This window comes from Paenibacillus sp. J5C2022 (assembly GCF_025567625.1).
Taxonomy (GTDB): Bacteria; Bacillota; Bacilli; order Paenibacillales; family Paenibacillaceae; genus Pristimantibacillus.
Genome location: NZ_JAOQJC010000003.1, coordinates 90,819 through 107,808 on the forward strand (window position 1 = coordinate 90,819; position 16,990 = coordinate 107,808).

Genomic DNA, 16,990 nt, shown 5'->3' on the forward strand with positions numbered 1-16,990 from the left:
AAGGCTCACCCCTTATCGTTGATATATGGCCAATTCTTCCTCAGTCTTGAGCACAGGAAGGGTCAGCGTGACCCTGGTGCCTCCGGATTCGCGGCGTTCCAGACGAACATCGTAACGTTCGCCAAAATAAAGACGTATTCTCTGGCGGACATTATACGTTCCGTACCCGCTGCTGCCGCTCGCCGAAGAAGTCGACATAATCGGCTCCTCTTCAGCTCGCTCTCCTGAATGGGCTTTCAATCCTGCCCCATTATCTTCGATCACCAGCGACAGCGTGCTTTCGTCGAGTTGCTCCGCCCGAATTTCAATTTCGTAGTGGCTGGAAGACGGCTCGACGAATCCATGAATAATGGCATTCTCGACGAAGGGCTGAAGAATCAATTTCGGCACGAATAGATTGTCGGTCTTGGCATTTTCTTGTATCGTCAACAAGAACAGCTCCGGATAACGGGCCTGCTGAATTTGAGCATACAATGCGCAGTGCTCCAATTCTTCTCGCAGCCGAATCATGCCATTTCCTCTACTGAGACTGATCCGGAACAGCTTGGCCAGCTTTGTGGCCATGACGCTTACTTCGGGAACTCCCTTCATGGCCGCCGTCCAGTTAATCAGATCCAATGCGTTGTATAGAAAATGCGGATTGATTTGACTCTGAAGTGCGGCCAGCTCCGCTCTCTGTTTCGCCTTGTTTTCTTCATCCAGTCGAATCAACAGTTGCTTCAGCTCCTGACTCATCCGGTTGAATCCTTCCGTTAGCAGACGAAACTCCGTAATCCGGTTTCGTTCGCCGAGGCGCACTTCGAAGTTGCCGCTAGGAATTTTTTTGAATCCGGCCAATATTTCCGGAAGCGGTTTCGTGATTTTTCGTGACACATAGAACGCTGCCGGCAAGGAAAACAAAATGCCGAGAAGTCCGATCACGATCGCCCAAGAGCGGATCGTCCCGATATCCTTGAACAACAGATCAGAGGGGATGATTTCGATCACGCGCCATTGCGCCTGATTGGCTGAAGAATGAATCACAAGGTACGGTCTGCCGTCAAAACTTTTGCGAAAATACCCTTCCCTTTGTCCAGGAATGGCCCTGTTCCATTCGGCGATATCTTCCAGCGGCGGAGCTTGTCCCGCAACTGTATCGTTTCGGGCCAGCATAATGCGGCTGCCGCCGTCGAATACGACTAAGGAGCCGGGGGACCTGCGTTCACTAGCATCGAATAAAGCCGAGAGCAAGGATTCCGCTACGTGAATGACCAGGTATCCCCCTACCTTTCCGTTGTACATGTATATTTTGCGGATAAAGGTCACGACCGGGGCTGAATGCCCCGGCAAGCCCGACTCCATATGCGATCCGATCCAGAGCGAATCCGAATATTCAAGTCGTTCCATATCATTAGGCCAGTTCATATCAGCGAGAGGCATTACCCGTTCAGAGGCAATTTTGGAAGAATTATCGAATCTGTCGCTATACAATTGGATGCCGCTGATCGAAGGCTTTGTATAGGTAACCCTATCGACAATCTGGCGAATCTCCTCGCGTGTCCGGGCTTCATTCAGCAGATCGGATTTACTTCCCGATAATGCCTCCAGCAGCTTCGGGTTAGTGGAAATCATTAAGGACGTTTCTTCAATCTCACGGATGCGAGAGGTGAATTGCTTCTCCGTCTCGGCAATCAATTGAAGCCTTGTCTCACTCGTCTGCTCTGTAAGGATGGCTGAAACGCGATAGTAAATAATCGTGGTTATCGTCACCATGAAAGTACTGGTGAAGAGTATAAATATCCCGAATAGAAGGGGATATAATCGCCATTCGCCTTTACGCAAGCGTTTTCTCATACGCGCCATCCTTTCCAAACTACCCTTTCAAACCACTCGTTACGATCCCTTGTACGAAATACTTCTGGCAGGTCAAGAAGATGATAAAATTCGGCAACAGGGATAATACGGACATGGCTAGCATCGGTCCCCAGTCGCTATTACCGGTGCTGTCGATGAACAATCGCAGTCCGAGCGGCACCGTGTACTTCTTGACATCGTTAATATAAATCAACTGCCCGAAAAAATCATCCCAAGTCCAAATGAAACTGAAAATCGCAACCGTGATCAGTGCGGGACCGCACAATGGCATAACGATACGCCAAAAAACAGAGAAGGTTCCGCAACCGTCGATCGTCGCCGCTTCGTCCAGTTCTCGCGGAACTCCGCGAATAAACTGAATAAGCAAAAAAGTAAAGAAAGGAGTTGCTCCCAAAAAATGAGGAATGATTAAAGGCAAATACGTATTAACCCACCCCAATGCGTGAAACAGCACATATTGCGGAATGAGCGTCACCTGTGCCGGAATCATCATCGTCAACATCATAATCGCAAACCAAACGGATTTCAATGCAAAATTCAGACGGGCAAAGGCGAAGGCGACCAAGCTGGCTGAAGCGACATTGCCGACAACGACGATTAAGCTAAGCACTGCCGAATTCAGAAAGAAGATGTTGAATCTCATGGAGGGAATGCCCCACCAACCCTGCTTATAATTCTCCGGAACCCATTCCGTAGGCCACAGCCTATCCGAAAAAATACCTATACTGCTTTTAAACGAACCGAGAACAAGCCAGATCAGCGGGTACAGCATAAACAAGCCGATCGAAAACAGGACGAGATGCAGCAATGCCTGACGCACAGGCAGTTTCCCCAAGAGGTTTGTCATCGTTGTCATCTGCCCCCATTCCCGGATTCATAGTGAACCCACATTTTGGAGCTCGAAAAAATAAGAGCGGTAAAGATGGCGACAATCGCCAGCAAAATCCAGGCCATAGCCGAAGCGTAGCCCATCTGAAAAAATGTGAAGCCTTTCTCATATAAATACAGTGCATAAAAAAGTGTGCTGTCCATCGGGCCGCCTTTTGTAATGACAAAGCCTTGCGTAAACACCATAAATGCACCGATCGTTTGCATAATCAGATTAAAAAAAATAACAGGTGATAGCATGGGCAAGGTAATATGCGTAAATTTGCGTATGCGGCTAGCTCCGTCAATCGCCGCAGCCTCGTACAGATGCTCGGGAATTTGCTTCAAGCCGGCAAGGAAAATGACCATGGACGCGCCAAACTGCCATACCCCAAGCAAAATGATCGTATAAATCGCGTAGTCCGGATGTGCAATCCAGACTTTTCCTTCCAGACCCAATCTCCCAAGCAGTACATTCAAAATGCCGTCCTGCCCAAAAATTTGGCGCCACATCACAGCTACGCCGACGCTTCCGCCGACCAATGACGGAAGGTAGAAAACACTTCGGTACAGTCCGATTCCGCGCAATCCCTGATTAAGCAGCAACGCTGCCAGAAGAGAAACGATGAGCCTGGCTGGTACAGAGATGAAAGCAAAAAAGAATGTCACTTTCAGCGATTGATAGAAGCGTTCATCATGAAGAAATAAATTTCGATAATTTTCCAATCCAATCCATTGAGCAGGCCTGAACAGATCGAATTCGGTAAAAGACAAGTACAACGAGCTGACCATTGGTCCCACAGTAAAGACAAATAAGCCGATCAGCCATGGAGAAAGAAACAAGTAGCCCGTAAGATGATTGCGCAGACGCATGATGATTCCCTCCGAATCTTAAGTGTGAAATCAGGTGCCGTAACCGAGTTACACGCACCTGACCGCACCTTCTATTTATTCATTTTATCCAGGATATCGTTAGCACTCTTGATGAATTCCTGTGCCGCTTGCGCAGGTGTTTTCTTACCAAAGCCGACTTCGTTCGCGATATTTCCGAACAGCTTCCGCACTTCGCCCGATCCGTTCGGCTCGATAATATTGACAGGCTTGGCCGACTTGGACACTTTGCCTACAAAATCGACCATCATTTTCTCATTGTCGTTCAGTTGCGGCATGACGATATCTCGGACTTCCGACGAGATGGGGACGCCGCGGTTGACACTGAGAATTTTGCCCGCTTCGGGATCATTGATGATAAAGTCCACCAGCATGGCGGCTTCCTTCGGATGTTTACTCTTGGCCGTAATCGACCAGTACATGGTCGGCGTCAAGTAATTCGCCATCTCATCGGTGTGCGAAGGAATGAACGCCATCTCCAGCGGACGATTAGCCATCGTTGCTACAGCATTGAAATTATTCGACGGATAGACGGCGAATGCCGACTTGCCCGTCATGAGAAGTGATTTCTCAAGCGGCTCGCTTTTGTAAGCGAGGCTCGCTTCGACGGACGGAATGCCGCCGCTTTTCCGCAATTTATCCCAGTAAATGTAGTATTCTTCCAATGTCTCTGCCGTAAATCCGATTTTATTATCCTGGAACAACGACATCCCTTTCGTGCGGAGATAGTAATTGAAGACATCCGATTCGTCGCTAAGGTCTGGGATACCTACTACATCGCCGCCTAGCTTGGCATGAATTTCTGTGGCGATATTGGCCAGTTCCTCCCAGGTTGGCGTCTTGGTCAGTTGAATGCCCGCCTTATCCAAAATCGCTTTGTCATAAACCATTGCGGAAGTGCCTACTCCGGACGGAATGGCATACAGCTTGCCATTCAACTTGCCGGTACTTAAAGTGCCTTCATCGACTTTATCCAAATTTATGTCTTGTGTGCCGAAATCCAGCAGCGCCTGACGGTTCGTGTAATCGGCCAAATAAGCGAACGACATTTGCACGACATCAGGAGCAGAGCCGCCGCTCACCTGAACGGACAGTTTGTCCCAATACCCGTCCCATCCCGAATATTCCGGCGTTACTTTAATATGCGGATTTTTTTTCTCGAACAGCTCGATGACTTTCATCGTCATATCGTGACGATCTTGCGAACCCCACCACATCATCCTGAGTTCTACATTTTCCGGTGCCGGCTCTGTTGAGCTTACCGGTGCGGCGCCGCTATTGCTTGTCGGTGTAGAACTTCCCGTCGAATTGCCGCTAGTACATCCTGCTGCAATAATAATTGTGAGCAGAGAAAGCGCTCCCCAAATTCTCAGCCTCTTCTTTCCATTTACCTTCACCATTTCCAACCCCTTGTTATAAATTTGACTGGCTGATATTGAATGAAACTGCTTACATTTCTATCTTAACGGCGGTCTGCGCAAGTTTAAATGTACTATTGTTTGTTTTGCTTGTAATCGGGTATAGCATCCTGTCCGCCTCATCGGTTCTAATCGCATCGGATTCACCCCAAAAATGTTACACTCCGCACACTCCCCCCTCCTACACTATCCTCCCTCCCATACAGATATCCCGCAAGCCCCATCACAACGAACGCCCCGGCAGATTTCCCTGCCGGGGCGCAATGCATTACCGCTCGCTTGACTTGTTCAGCAGCACTTCACTGGACGGGAGCACTCGCAACCTAACTCTTCATCCCCTCGTCTTGCCAACGCCACAGCTCCTTGCTGGACGTGGATATGCCAATGACGCCGCTGCCAAGTGCAACATCGAAGTCCTGCATATCCGTCATTAATCCTCCGGCAATTACAGGGATATCCAGAGCGCTGCGAATGCGCCCCATAATTCGTTGGCATACCATCCCCGGCAATACCTCGATCGCATCGGGCTCCGATGATTTCGTCATCTTAATGCCGTTCTCGAGAGAGACGGAATCGAACACGAACAGACGCTGCACCGTAAGCAAGCCTTGCTTCTTCGCTTCGGCAATGATATTGTTCTTCGTCGTGACGATGCCGTCAATCCCTACCTTCTCCGCCAAGTAGGACACGCCCATCTTGTCCTTGCCTATACCTTCTATTAGATCGAAGTGGACGAACGACAGCTTGCCCGCTTCCCCTATTCTTTTTACGATCGATTCAATCTTGAAAATATCCGTCTTCAATATGAAAACAACCGTCGACGACGTCTCCAGAATGGCAGGAAGCTCCTCTTCATTCATCAACGATGTAATAACCGGCTTGCTTCTCAGACAATAGGCCATGCACTGTGCGCCTTCCGTATTCTTCTTCATGTGTCTTCTTCTCCTTTATCGTTGAATCTACATCTCCGGATCTCCAGTATCATCAACAAGACTTGCCCGATCTTCTCTTGGCGAGAGCACTTCACTTATTCAACTGGATTTCATGCTATTAAAATTCCAATTCACACCTTTTGTCCGCAATGAACTGGATTTCATGCTATTATTGCAAGCAATAGATTGGATAGTGTGCTGTATGGCCCGATCTAGCTGTACTAATTCCATTTGCAGGGTGCGAAAACGTCGATTGTCGCGGTAATAACTACATAATATCCACTTGATGCACCATCACCTCGGCGCTCCATGGCATTGACGCACCATTTCGATGCACCATCACCTCGACGCAACATGACCTCGCAGCACCATGGCTTCGACACATACCGTATCACTTCATCAGCCCGCAGCCGCCATTCCTATTAACCTATCGATGCAACGTGCTGAATCCAGCAAGCAGAACGAGGCAATCAACGAGGCAACCGCTACTCTGCCGACCCGATCATGCGACCGCTGCCTATATGATGAACCGATTGGAGCACATAAGTAGGCTTAATCTCGCTTGTCCCAATGTCCTCCCTTCGGGTGACGCCGGTCAGCACTAACGCCGTGCTCATCCCCGCTTCGTTGCCCATGCGGATATCCGTCTCCAGCCGATCTCCCGTCATGAGGCAATCCTTCGCTTCCAGTTGAAGAACATCCAGCGCCGCCTCCACGGTAAGCAAGGACGGCTTGCCCATAATGATGTCCACCTTCATTCCCGTCGTTCCTTCCACAGCGCCGATCATGCCGCCGCAGTCGGGCACATCTCCGCCCGGCATCGGGCAAGTGCGGTCGGGATGCGTCGCAATGACCGCCGCCCCCCGCTTGATGGCCTTATAGGCGAAGTTCAGATGGCTGTAGTGGAATTCCCGATCCCAGGAGATGACGATAACATCCGTCTCCTCCGGCTTGTCGGCGAACAGGATACCCTGCTCGCTCAACTCCCGCTTGAGAATGTCTTCGCCGATGACGTACACCTTCGCCTGCGGATGATTCCGCTTCAGATAATGTACGGTTACGACGGAGGGGCTTAATATGGCGTTCAGCTGAACGGGTATGCCGAGCGATGTCAGCTTGCGGCAATAGTGCTGGCGCGATTCGATCGTTTTGTTCGTCAGGAATAATACCTTCTTGCCCAGCCCGAGCAAATAATTGATCGTGTCCACCGCTCCGTCGATCGCTTCGTTGCCAAGATAGATCGTACCATCCAAGTCGAAAATATATCCGGAGTATTGTTGCATATGTCTTCCCCTTTAACCCTATACTGGTTGTCCTCAAATGAAAACCTATTATTTAATGCCGGAATGCATGAAGCTGTCGACAAACTGCCTCTGGAACAGGAAGAAAGCGGCCAGCAGCGGCAATATGACAAGCATCGTCGCAGCGGTCACCGTCCCCCACTGCGCCCCCGTCTCGAACGACTGCGCGAATATCGCAATGCCCACCGTAAGCGGACGCGATTCCACCGAATTGGTGACGATCAGCGGCCACATGAAGTTACTCCAGTGCGTGCTGACGGATATTAATCCGAATGCGACATACGTCGGCTTGGCGGACGGCAAGTAGACGTACCACAGCGTCTGCCACCACTTGCACCCGTCCACCTTCGTCGCGTCGTCCAGATCGACGGGAATCTGCTTGAACGTCTGACGCAGCAGGAATACGCCGAAGGAGGAGGCCCAGTACGGCAGCATAATAGCCAGCTTGGAATCGATTAGCCCGAGCTCCTTCATAATGGCGTAGTTCGGGAAGATGAGTATGTCCGGCGGAATCATAATCTGCACCAGGAACACGATGAAGATAAAGCTCTGCCCGATAAAGTTCAGCCGGGCGAATGCATAGGCAGCCAGCGTCACCGTCAATAGCTGAACGGCCAGAATACCCAGCACGATAATGATCGTATTGGCGTAATATTGCAGGAACGGAATCGTGTCCCAGGCGGAAGCATAATTGCCGAATGTCGGGCTGCCGACGGCGAACGGATTCTGCCGGGTGATCACTTCCGATGCCGGCGTGAAGGAGGTCGCTACCGTCCACAGAAGCGGCAGAAGAAAGAGAATGCCCAGCAGAATAATGATGATGCGATTGACAATGCGATACATATTCTTGTTGCTCCCCTCTCTTAATAATGAATCCGCTTATCCAGATAAGCATAATTGAAGATGGATATCGCCAGCAGGATGACCAGCAGCACGACGGTCAGCACCGCAGCCGCCCCCATGTCCCAGAAGCTGAATGCCGTCTCGTACAGATAGAATAGCAGCAGATTGCTGGCATTGTCGGGACCGCCCTTGGTCATAATGTAGAGATGGTCCACCAGCTTGAAGGAGTTCGTCGTGGCGACAATCATGCAGAACAGCGTAGTCGGCATGAGCAGCGGGAACGTAATTTTGCGGAATACATGCAGCGGCTTTGCCCCTTCAAGATATGCGGCCTCATATACGTCACCGGGCAGATTCTGCAGACCCGCCAGATAGAAGATCATGAAGAAGCCCGCTTCCTTCCAGATCAGCATGAGGATCATCGCATACATGACCCATGCGGGATCACCCAGCCAGTTCTCCCCGTTCACTCCCACATAGGACAGGAACTTATCGAGCAGGCCGTAGTCGGGCGTATAGATGAACAGCCATATATTCGCAATTGCGATCATAGGGATCAGCGTCGGATAGAAGTATGCCGCTCTGAGCAGGCCATTCCCCTTCATCTTGTTGTTGACCCATATCGCCACATAGATCGCCAGCAGAATGCTTGTCGGCACCGTTCCGATGACGAGCAGCAGGTTGTTCTTGATCACCTTGGCGAATACCTCATCCTGGAGGACGCGCGCGTACTGATCGAAGCCGACGAACGACTTGGCGCCGAATGTAGAGCTGTAGAAGCTTAAGTAGATGGACTTGAACGTCGGATAAAATGTGAATAATGCCAGAAAGATCAAGGAAGGCAGCAACAGCGCATAGGCGAATGCATTTTCCTTCCAGTTGATTCTGCCTCTTATTCCTCTCTTCACCGCTTGCTGCGACACAATCATCACCCATTTCCGCCATGATGTGAAATAACTCCGGAACTTATGTATAACGAAAAGCCGCGTGCACAACTCCGCTTTCAATCGTATGAAAGTTCAGTCGTGCAACCGCGGCTTTCATCGTCTCTAGCCTTGTTTCAGGTTGAAAGTATGATTATTGGAACGGCTTCAGTATGCCGTCGGCTTGATCTTGCGCCTTCTTCAGCGCCTCCTTCACACTCGACGTACCCAGCAGCGCCGCCTGGATGCTGTCGTTGAACGCCTTGGTCACCTGACCGTTCTGATAAGTGGACAGCTCGCTGTCCGCGTGCTCCAGCTGGTCTCTGGCTACTGCGGCGTACGGGAAGTCCGCGACGTACTTCTTCAGCGCTTCCGTCTCGTAGGACGACTTGGTCGTTCCGACGTAGCCGGTATCAATCGACCATTGCGCTACGCGTTCCGGCTGCGTCAGGAATTCGATGAACTTGATCGCCGCCTTCTTGTTCTCCTCCGGAATATCCTTGAACACGTATAGATTGCCGCCGCCCGTCGGGGAGCCGAACTGCTTGTTGGCCGGCAGGAACGCGACGCCGAAGTCGAAGCCCGCTTCATTCTTCACCCGTGTCAGGTTGCCCGTCGTATGGAACATCATCGCCGTCTTGCCGCTAATGAAGTCGGAAGGTACCGTTGCCCACTCGATCGTTCCCTCCGGCATAACCTTGTCCTTCCTGCCCAGATCCACATAGAACTGCAGCGCTTCCTCCACATGCGGCTGATTGAAGAACACTTCCTTGCCGTCTCCCGCCTTAATATTGCCGCCGGATTGCAGCGCAAGCGCTTGCAACATCCAGTATTGATATCCTGTGCTCGGAATTTCGATTCCCCATTGCGAGCCGTCCGGCTTCGTCAGCTTGGCCGCATAGTCCCGCAGCTCGTCCCATGTGGCCGGCGCCTTCTCGGGATCGAGTCCCGCTTCACGGAACATATCCTTGTTGTAGTAGAGGACGATCGTGCTTCTTTGGAACGGTACGCTCCATACCTGATCGCCGGACTTCGTATTGCCGAGGAAGGCGTCATAGAAATCGTTGAAGTAATCGCCAGCAAAGCGAGGTGTCAAATCCTCGATTGCATTCATCGACAGCAGCGTATACAAATCGGTAGACAACAGCACGGCCAGATCGGGCGCATTGCCGCCCTGCACGGTCGTGGCGACCTTCGTCATCGTATCCTGATAGCTGCCGCCGTAGATCGGCTTTACCGTAATGCCTTCGTTCTCCGCTTCGAAATCCTTGGCCAACTGGTCGATCAGCTTCGTGATCGGTCCCCCGACCGCTACCGGGAAGAAGAATTCGAGTTCAACCGGCTTGCCGCTGCTCTTGTCACCTCCATCAGACTTGGATTCGCTTCCGCCTCCCTTGCCGCATGCCGAAATGATCACTGCGAATACAAGCACCAAAAACGCCAGTTTTCTCATCTCATGTCCCCCTTAAAAGTGCTGAGAAAAAAACAAGAGAAGACCTCTGCACAGTAAAACGCTTTCACATAAAAGCGTTCCCGCATGCAAAGGGCTTCTCATATTCTCTGCCCAGCTTTTCCTTATTTACAACCTAATATTACATGCTCGAATTTCATTTGACAAGGGTAAAATTGTCAGCAAATTCACTCCCGATCTCTCCAGTTCATGCGCACCTGCTTCACGCCTTCCACCTTCCATAACCGTTCGAACAAGCTGTCGATGCCTTTCGCGTTCGAAGCGTATACCCGAAATTCCATCGTAAGCGTGCCCGCGTCTTCGTCTCCGCTGCTGTCCGATACATTCAGCCCTTGCACGGACATGTTCGCTTTGTGAAGCAGCTCGGTAATACGGCTTACCTCTACAGGACCGTCATAGGTTTCAATGACGATCTTCAAGCTGCCCGATTTCTTGATGAACAGAAACTTCGATTCCAGCTTATTCAGCACAAGCGTGCTGATCAGCACGAGCGCCGTCACGGCAACGGCGGGGATATAGAAGCCGGAGCCGACGGCCAGCCCGATCGCGGCAGCGACCCATAATGTCGCGGCGGTCGTCAGACCGGAGATGACATGATTGGAGCGTCTAAGTATCGCTCCAGCCCCCAGGAACCCGATGCCGCTGACAACTTGCGCCGCCAGCCGGGCAGGGTCGAACCGGGCGTTGGGATGATTGACCAGTGCGCTGTCGAAGCCATAGATCGACGTCAGCATAATTAACGCAGACCCTACCGATACGAGCAGATGCGTCTTCAGGCCGGCCTGCTTGTTGCGCCGCTCCCTCTCCCAACCGATCACGCCGCCAAGCAGCGCCGCCAGCAGCAGCCTCAACAGCATCGTCTCTATATCCAGACTAATCTCATACATGGGCATTGCCAACTTCCTCCTTCTCCAATTCCTGCATCGCATGCTTCATCATCGTCTGCACCTGCGAGCCCATACGCTTCAGTTGCTGCCGCAGCAGCGCAAGCTGCCATTCCTCATCGTCCCGCCCCCATTGCAATAGCTTGCCCATCATCGCCGTCACATCACTCAGCGCCGCTTCGGCTCTATGCGGGTGAAAGAACAGCCACCCCGTTCGGTACAGCAGGAAATCGGCTAGCGTAACCGTCATCTCGTGCTCGACATTATATTTCAATTCACTATACATCAGCTTCTCATCGGTCGTGTCATATTCCGTTACGTCTGCCATGCCTTGCAGCATAATGGCTGTATCGGAGCCGTAACGCGCGATCAGCTCCAGTACTGCATCAGGCACAAGGTCGAACGTCATGCCAAGCTTCACCAGCCGCTGCTTCATACGGGGAAAAGGCATGGCGCCTGCTTGCCCTTGCCCGCCGCCAAGCGGCTCATAGTCCGCACGGCTGGCGGGATAGATCGTTCCATAGCAGTCCTGCAGTTGAGCGGAGACAAAATCGACGACTGCCTCTGCACGCCTGAGCACTCCTGCAGGAGCCTCATCCGCAACGGCAAGCAAGCCGCTATCGCACAAGCGGATGCCTTGCCCCCTGTAGCGTCTGGCCGTACGACTGCCTTCTTCGCCATAGGAGAAGGCAAGCGGCGCGCTCCAAGCGGATACAACATGCTGCGCACTCAGCTGACAATCGGGGAATGCATGCTGCAATAAGAGCAGCAGCTTCCGAATGTCTTCATCGGTCGGTGCCTTGTCCTCTTCCGGAGCTATCGCAGCCTTGCTGTCCACAGCGCGGACATATACGACGCCGGTTAGCGGCATCGCTTCCACCTGCATGCCGCAGTCGGTTGTGAACGCAAGCGGTCCGCCGATCGGAAGCTTCTTCCGATCGAGGACCAGATGCAAGCTCTTCATGAACGGGCTACGCTTGTACGGCTTCCCATCCATGTCCGCCAGATGTTCGCCCATAGGCGACACCCCCGCGACAATCAGTTGATGGGCATGAATATGATATTGCTCTCCACTAATACGATCGGCTACTCTTACGCCGTCTATTCTTCCTCTTCGATAAATAATAGATTGCACATCGACATAATTGCATAGGAGCGCTCCCTGACTGCAAGCGCTCTTGAGCAGCTCCATCGCAAGTCTGGCTTCATTCCTCCTGTAAGCCGGCTCGGTATGGCAAGATCGACTTCCGCCCGCTGCGATCCTCAGCCCTTGCAACGGCGGCATTGCTCCCCGCTCACTTCGGCTTACCTGCTTCTGTTTCCGCCTACTGTCGGCAAGGCGGCGATAGAGGAACCATCGGCAGCCGCTTGCCTTAAGGGCAGCGCTTCCTCCAAGCAGTTGCGTGGCGGTTAGTCGCTCGATCAGGTGGGGGAAGCGGCGTAGCAGCTCTTCCCTTTCCATCGCCGCTTCCCGGCTTACTTTCGCCTTGCGGATAATTCCCGGCTTCCCTTCCTGCCCCCAAGCCAGATAGTCCTGCAGCGTTGAGCCGATCTCATATTTACAGGCATCGGGGACGAAGCTGCCGCAATCAAGCAAGCCTGCCCTCATGCCTCTGAAGCTGGCGTCCCGCACAATGGCCGCCGCTGTCGTCCCCCCGCCAATTACCAACAGATCCAGCTTCTCTCTGGCCATTCGCCCCAGATAGAAGCTGCGTTTTTTCGCCGATAGCATCATGTCCACCTCATCTCTTCTAATCACATCGGATTCACCGGCACCTCGACAATGACATGAAAAAGAACCCTTCTGCCTGAAGAGCGCACTGAAACAGCGCACTCTCAGCATAAGGGTTCTCAGATTCTCCGACCTTAGGTGCTCGATTACGATTATGCTTATTATAGGTGGAATATGACGCTTTTGTCCATCTAACTTTCCATTGAATTGGCCGCCGATTAGTGACAGATCGCTATCAATTGGATTTTACTGCCTATATCCAGCGTCCATCCCGCTCTTCTGCAATCCTGTCATCCTGTCACTAACCCTGCTCATTCGCACCTTTTCGGCGCTCCTATGTATGGGGCATACACTAACCCTGCTCATTCGCACCTTTCGGCGCTCCTATGTATGGGGCATACACTAACCCTGCTCATTAGCACCATTTCGGCGTTCCTATGTATGGGGCATACACTATCTCCGCTCATTCGCACCTTTTCGGCGTTCCTATGTATGGGGCATACACTATCTCCGCTCATTCGCACCTTTTCGGCGCTCCTATGTATGGGGCATACACTAACCCTGCTCATTAGCACCATTTCGGCGTTCCTATGTATGGGGCATACACTATCTCCGCTCATTCGCACCTTTTCGGCGCTCCTATGTATGGGGCATACACTATCTCCGCTCATTCGCACCATTTCGGCGCTACTATGTATGGGGCATACATTAACCCTGATCATTTGCATCTTTCCGGAGCTACTATGTATGGGTCATACACTAACCCTGATCATTTGCATCTTTCCGGAGCTCCTATGTATGGGGCATACACTATCTCCGCTCATTCGCACCATTTCGGCGTTCCTATGTATGGGGCATACATTAACCCTGATCATTTGCATCTTTCCGGAGCTCCTATGTATGGGGCATACACTATCTCCGCTCATTCGCACCTTTTCGGCGCTACTATGTATGGGGTGGCGAACACTAGTCGAATAATCCACTCGCATCAAGCTGTCTACTTCATTAAGGTAACTGTGCAGCTTTCTCCCGCCTCAAGTGGAATGTCCGCAATCTCGTTCCGTCCGCATACGACGACCTCCGTTTTGCCGTCCCTATGCAGATGAAGCCTTTCCCCGGAGAAATCATTTTGCAGCCGGAACGCGCCTGCACGTTCAGCCCGCAGCTCCACATACTCCAGTTGCCCCGCACACATGCGCGCGGATATGACAATGCCCATCTCCCCTCGGAAATCCCGGAACGCGACCTCCCGCTCCGCCCATTCCGCCGGAATGGCCGGGAATACGCGAAGCGTCCCTCCATCCGCGTGCAGCAGCATATCCTGAAGCGCACTAATAGCGGCAAAATTGGACTCCAGCGTGAACGGCCGATAATGGAACATCGTTACACCCGCATTGCGGAAATCCCCGTTCAGGTGGAAGCCGTTCGGCGAGCACAAGTAGCGCCACATCTGCTGAAGATGATAGATCGCAGCCTCCCCATTTCCCTGCTGGGCATACATCGCGGCTGCCCATGCGAACGAGAAGCCGACCCATTGTCCTTTGCCCAGCACCTCCAAGTTATAAATCGACGCTCCGACAACCTTCTTGTCACGCTCCGAGTTCCGCGGGTCCAACAATTGCAGCGGATAGACAGCCATCATATGTGAGAAATGCCGGTGGCTCTCCGTAAGCGACTCCTCCGGATTGACCATCAGCACATCGCGCTCGTTCACCGCAAGCTCAGGCAGCTGAGTCAGCACCGCCGACCAACGGTTGCACTCCTCATGAAGCTCCAGCCGCTCGGCCATATCTGCCAACCGCCGGAACAAGTACATAAGCAAAGCCACATCATAATTGCTCATGGGGTCAAGCCAAGCTGCCAGACGGTTGTCGTGAAACTCCGGGGAGCTGGATACCGGCAGCCTTAGCTTGCCGTCTTCTCCGGGAGTGAGCCAACGCAATACGCACTCTGCCGATTCTTTGAAATAAATATACGCCTTCTCTCGCAGAAACGTCCGATCCCCTGTATATAGCCAATAATGATCGAATGCCTGGCATAGCCAAATATGGTTCGTAATGCTCAAGCTGTACATCGGCCAGCCGCACATTGCTCCGCCTTTCAGCGTCATAACCGACGGCAAGTTGATGCCGGGCGCGTCGTAGAAGCTTTGAGCGAATGCCCTCGCGGCGGGGCGCAGCTCCCACAGAAAATCGATGAAGCTTTCCCCTTCCTCCAGCCGGTTCGCCTTCATATAGTGCCAGTAGCTAAGCTGCGTATTGAGATCGTTATGGTAATCGCCCTTCCACGGCGGAAGCTTGCCTTCATCCGCTGTCCATACGCCTTGCAGCGGCATCGGCGGAGCTCCTTTGCGCGAGCAGGAAGCGAGCAAGTAGTTGGTCAGAAGCCACATGCCCTCCGCTTCCTCGTCCGGCAAGCTGATGGAGCTCTTGTCCCAATACAGCTTCCACCAGGCAGCGTGATCGCGAAGGGCGCCATCATATCCTTCGGCCAGCGCCGCCTTCACCTTCCGCTTCGCCTCCTCCAGCCACGCTTCACCGTCATGGTTCGCCGCGATGGCATAGACGACAAGCCGTTCTCCTTCAGCCGACTCCCGCTCGCCGACGATGATGGCGTACTCCAGTTCTAGCAAGGTCTTCTGGTGGAACCAGCACAAGCCCCCCTCTTCATGCAAGGTGGCAGCTGGGAATCCAAGCCGTGTAAGACTAGTATTAAAAACATCATGATCCCCGCCCTCTTCGTGAATGCCGGTATAGTCCGGCGGTACGACCGCCAGCTTGCCGGACATTCCCGCTTCACCCGCAATGCGCATATAACCGAGACCGTTCTCCGCATGAAGGAAGCTCGACACTTGCATAGTGCGGCTGCCGAAGGAGAGATCCACATGCGCGCAAGCCTCGCGCAGCGCCAGTCGGCTGACAACTTGGTCGGCAGGCTGCTCCATGCGCAACTCAAGACGTCCCGCCGGCAGCTTCGTCGGATACGGGTAGCGCTCATAGCTGCTGTCGAAGCGGGCCTGCAGCTCTTCCTGATCACCACGGCGCACACAGTCGATCAGCTCCGCGTAAGTGAATCTTTCGTCCAGCACCTCCGGCGCCAGCCTCAGATCCCACAGATCGCCTCGGTCGAGACTGAACCGCAGCGGAGCCCCGTCTCCCCACAGCAGGCAGCCCGTCAGCCCGTTGCCGAGCGGCAGCGCCTCATCCCATCTCGCTATAGGCTCTTTGAACAGTAAATCATGCTTCTCCAACTTCAATCCGCCTCCTTGTGATAGCGCTTCCCAATTCATGTTCAGATGTTCGGTTACAACTCGGTTGGTCACACCACTGGTCACATACCCGCTCCAAGAGTGCCTCATAAGCACCAAAGTTACCTTCTATCGCTCATTTTGGTCGCATAGCCACCGAGAAATGAGCCCGAAAAGTGGGGGGATCGACCATTATGGTCACATAGCCGCGTCAAGAATGCCTCACACGCTCACTTTGTACGATAATTCGTACAAATCCAACCCTTTCCGGGCCTCACACGCTCGCTTTGTACGATAATTCGTACAAATCCACTCCTCTTCAGGCCTCACACGCTCGCTTTGTACGATAATTCGTACAAATCCACTCCTCTTCAGGCCTCACACGCTCGCTTTGTACGATAATTCGTACAAATCCACTCCTCTTCAGGCCTTACACGCTCGCTTTGTACGATAATTCGTACAAATCCAACCCTCTTCAGGCCTTACACGCTCACTTTGTACGATAAATCGTACAAATCCAACCCTCTTCGGGCATCATTCGCTCGCTTTGTACGATAAATCGTACAAATCCACTCCTCTTCAGGCCTCACACGCTCGCTTTGTACGATAAATCGTACAAATCCAACC

Annotated in this window: 12 protein-coding genes; all 12 read right to left on the reverse strand. The window is 52.5% G+C overall.

What is annotated here, in order from left to right:
• Positions 1-12 precede the first annotated feature (12 nt).
• The 12 genes from M6D81_RS03605 to M6D81_RS03660 all read right to left on the reverse strand — a co-directional run bounded on the left by M6D81_RS03605 (position 13) and on the right by M6D81_RS03660 (position 16,366).
• A complete protein-coding gene (locus M6D81_RS03605; protein WP_262675447.1) occupies positions 13-1,833 on the reverse strand; it encodes a sensor histidine kinase in 1,821 nt (606 codons plus the stop codon).
• A gap of 19 nt (positions 1,834-1,852) precedes the next feature.
• The gene (locus M6D81_RS03610) at positions 1,853-2,710 is read right to left on the reverse strand and encodes a carbohydrate ABC transporter permease (protein WP_262675448.1); all 858 of its coding nucleotides are present in this window, start codon (positions 2,708-2,710) and stop codon (positions 1,853-1,855) included.
• On the reverse strand, positions 2,707-3,594 hold the full coding sequence (locus tag M6D81_RS03615; protein WP_262675449.1) for a carbohydrate ABC transporter permease: 888 nt from the start codon (positions 3,592-3,594) through the stop codon (positions 2,707-2,709). Before M6D81_RS03615 ends, M6D81_RS03610 begins: the two co-directional genes overlap by 4 nt.
• Positions 3,595-3,665: 71 nt before the next feature.
• A complete protein-coding gene (locus tag M6D81_RS03620; protein WP_262675450.1) occupies positions 3,666-5,012 on the reverse strand; it encodes an ABC transporter substrate-binding protein in 1,347 nt (448 codons plus the stop codon).
• 341 nt (positions 5,013-5,353) lie between these two features.
• On the reverse strand, positions 5,354-5,962 hold the full coding sequence (locus tag M6D81_RS03625) for a glycerol-3-phosphate responsive antiterminator (RefSeq protein ID WP_262675451.1): 609 nt from the start codon (positions 5,960-5,962) through the stop codon (positions 5,354-5,356).
• A 485-nt stretch (positions 5,963-6,447) separates the two neighbouring features.
• Complete coding sequence (locus M6D81_RS03630; protein WP_262675452.1) at positions 6,448-7,245, reverse strand: HAD-IIA family hydrolase; 798 nt, start codon at positions 7,243-7,245, stop codon at positions 6,448-6,450.
• Between the two features lie 48 nt (positions 7,246-7,293).
• Positions 7,294-8,106, reverse strand: coding sequence for a carbohydrate ABC transporter permease (locus tag M6D81_RS03635; protein ID WP_262675453.1), 813 nt, complete (start codon positions 8,104-8,106; stop codon positions 7,294-7,296).
• A 20-nt stretch (positions 8,107-8,126) separates the two neighbouring features.
• Entirely contained in the window at positions 8,127-9,035 is a 909-nt protein-coding gene (locus M6D81_RS03640) for a carbohydrate ABC transporter permease (protein ID WP_262675573.1), read from the reverse strand.
• Between the two features lie 148 nt (positions 9,036-9,183).
• Positions 9,184-10,482, reverse strand: coding sequence for an ABC transporter substrate-binding protein (locus tag M6D81_RS03645; RefSeq protein ID WP_262675454.1), 1,299 nt, complete (start codon positions 10,480-10,482; stop codon positions 9,184-9,186).
• Between the two features lie 185 nt (positions 10,483-10,667).
• Entirely contained in the window at positions 10,668-11,393 is a 726-nt protein-coding gene (locus tag M6D81_RS03650; protein WP_262675455.1) for an MgtC/SapB family protein, read from the reverse strand.
• Complete coding sequence (locus M6D81_RS03655) at positions 11,380-13,143, reverse strand: FAD-dependent oxidoreductase (RefSeq protein WP_262675456.1); 1,764 nt, start codon at positions 13,141-13,143, stop codon at positions 11,380-11,382. Before M6D81_RS03655 ends, M6D81_RS03650 begins: the two co-directional genes overlap by 14 nt.
• A gap of 970 nt (positions 13,144-14,113) precedes the next feature.
• The gene (locus M6D81_RS03660) at positions 14,114-16,366 is read right to left on the reverse strand and encodes a glycosyl hydrolase family 95 catalytic domain-containing protein (protein ID WP_262675457.1); all 2,253 of its coding nucleotides are present in this window, start codon (positions 16,364-16,366) and stop codon (positions 14,114-14,116) included.
• Positions 16,367-16,990: the final 624 nt, after the last annotated feature.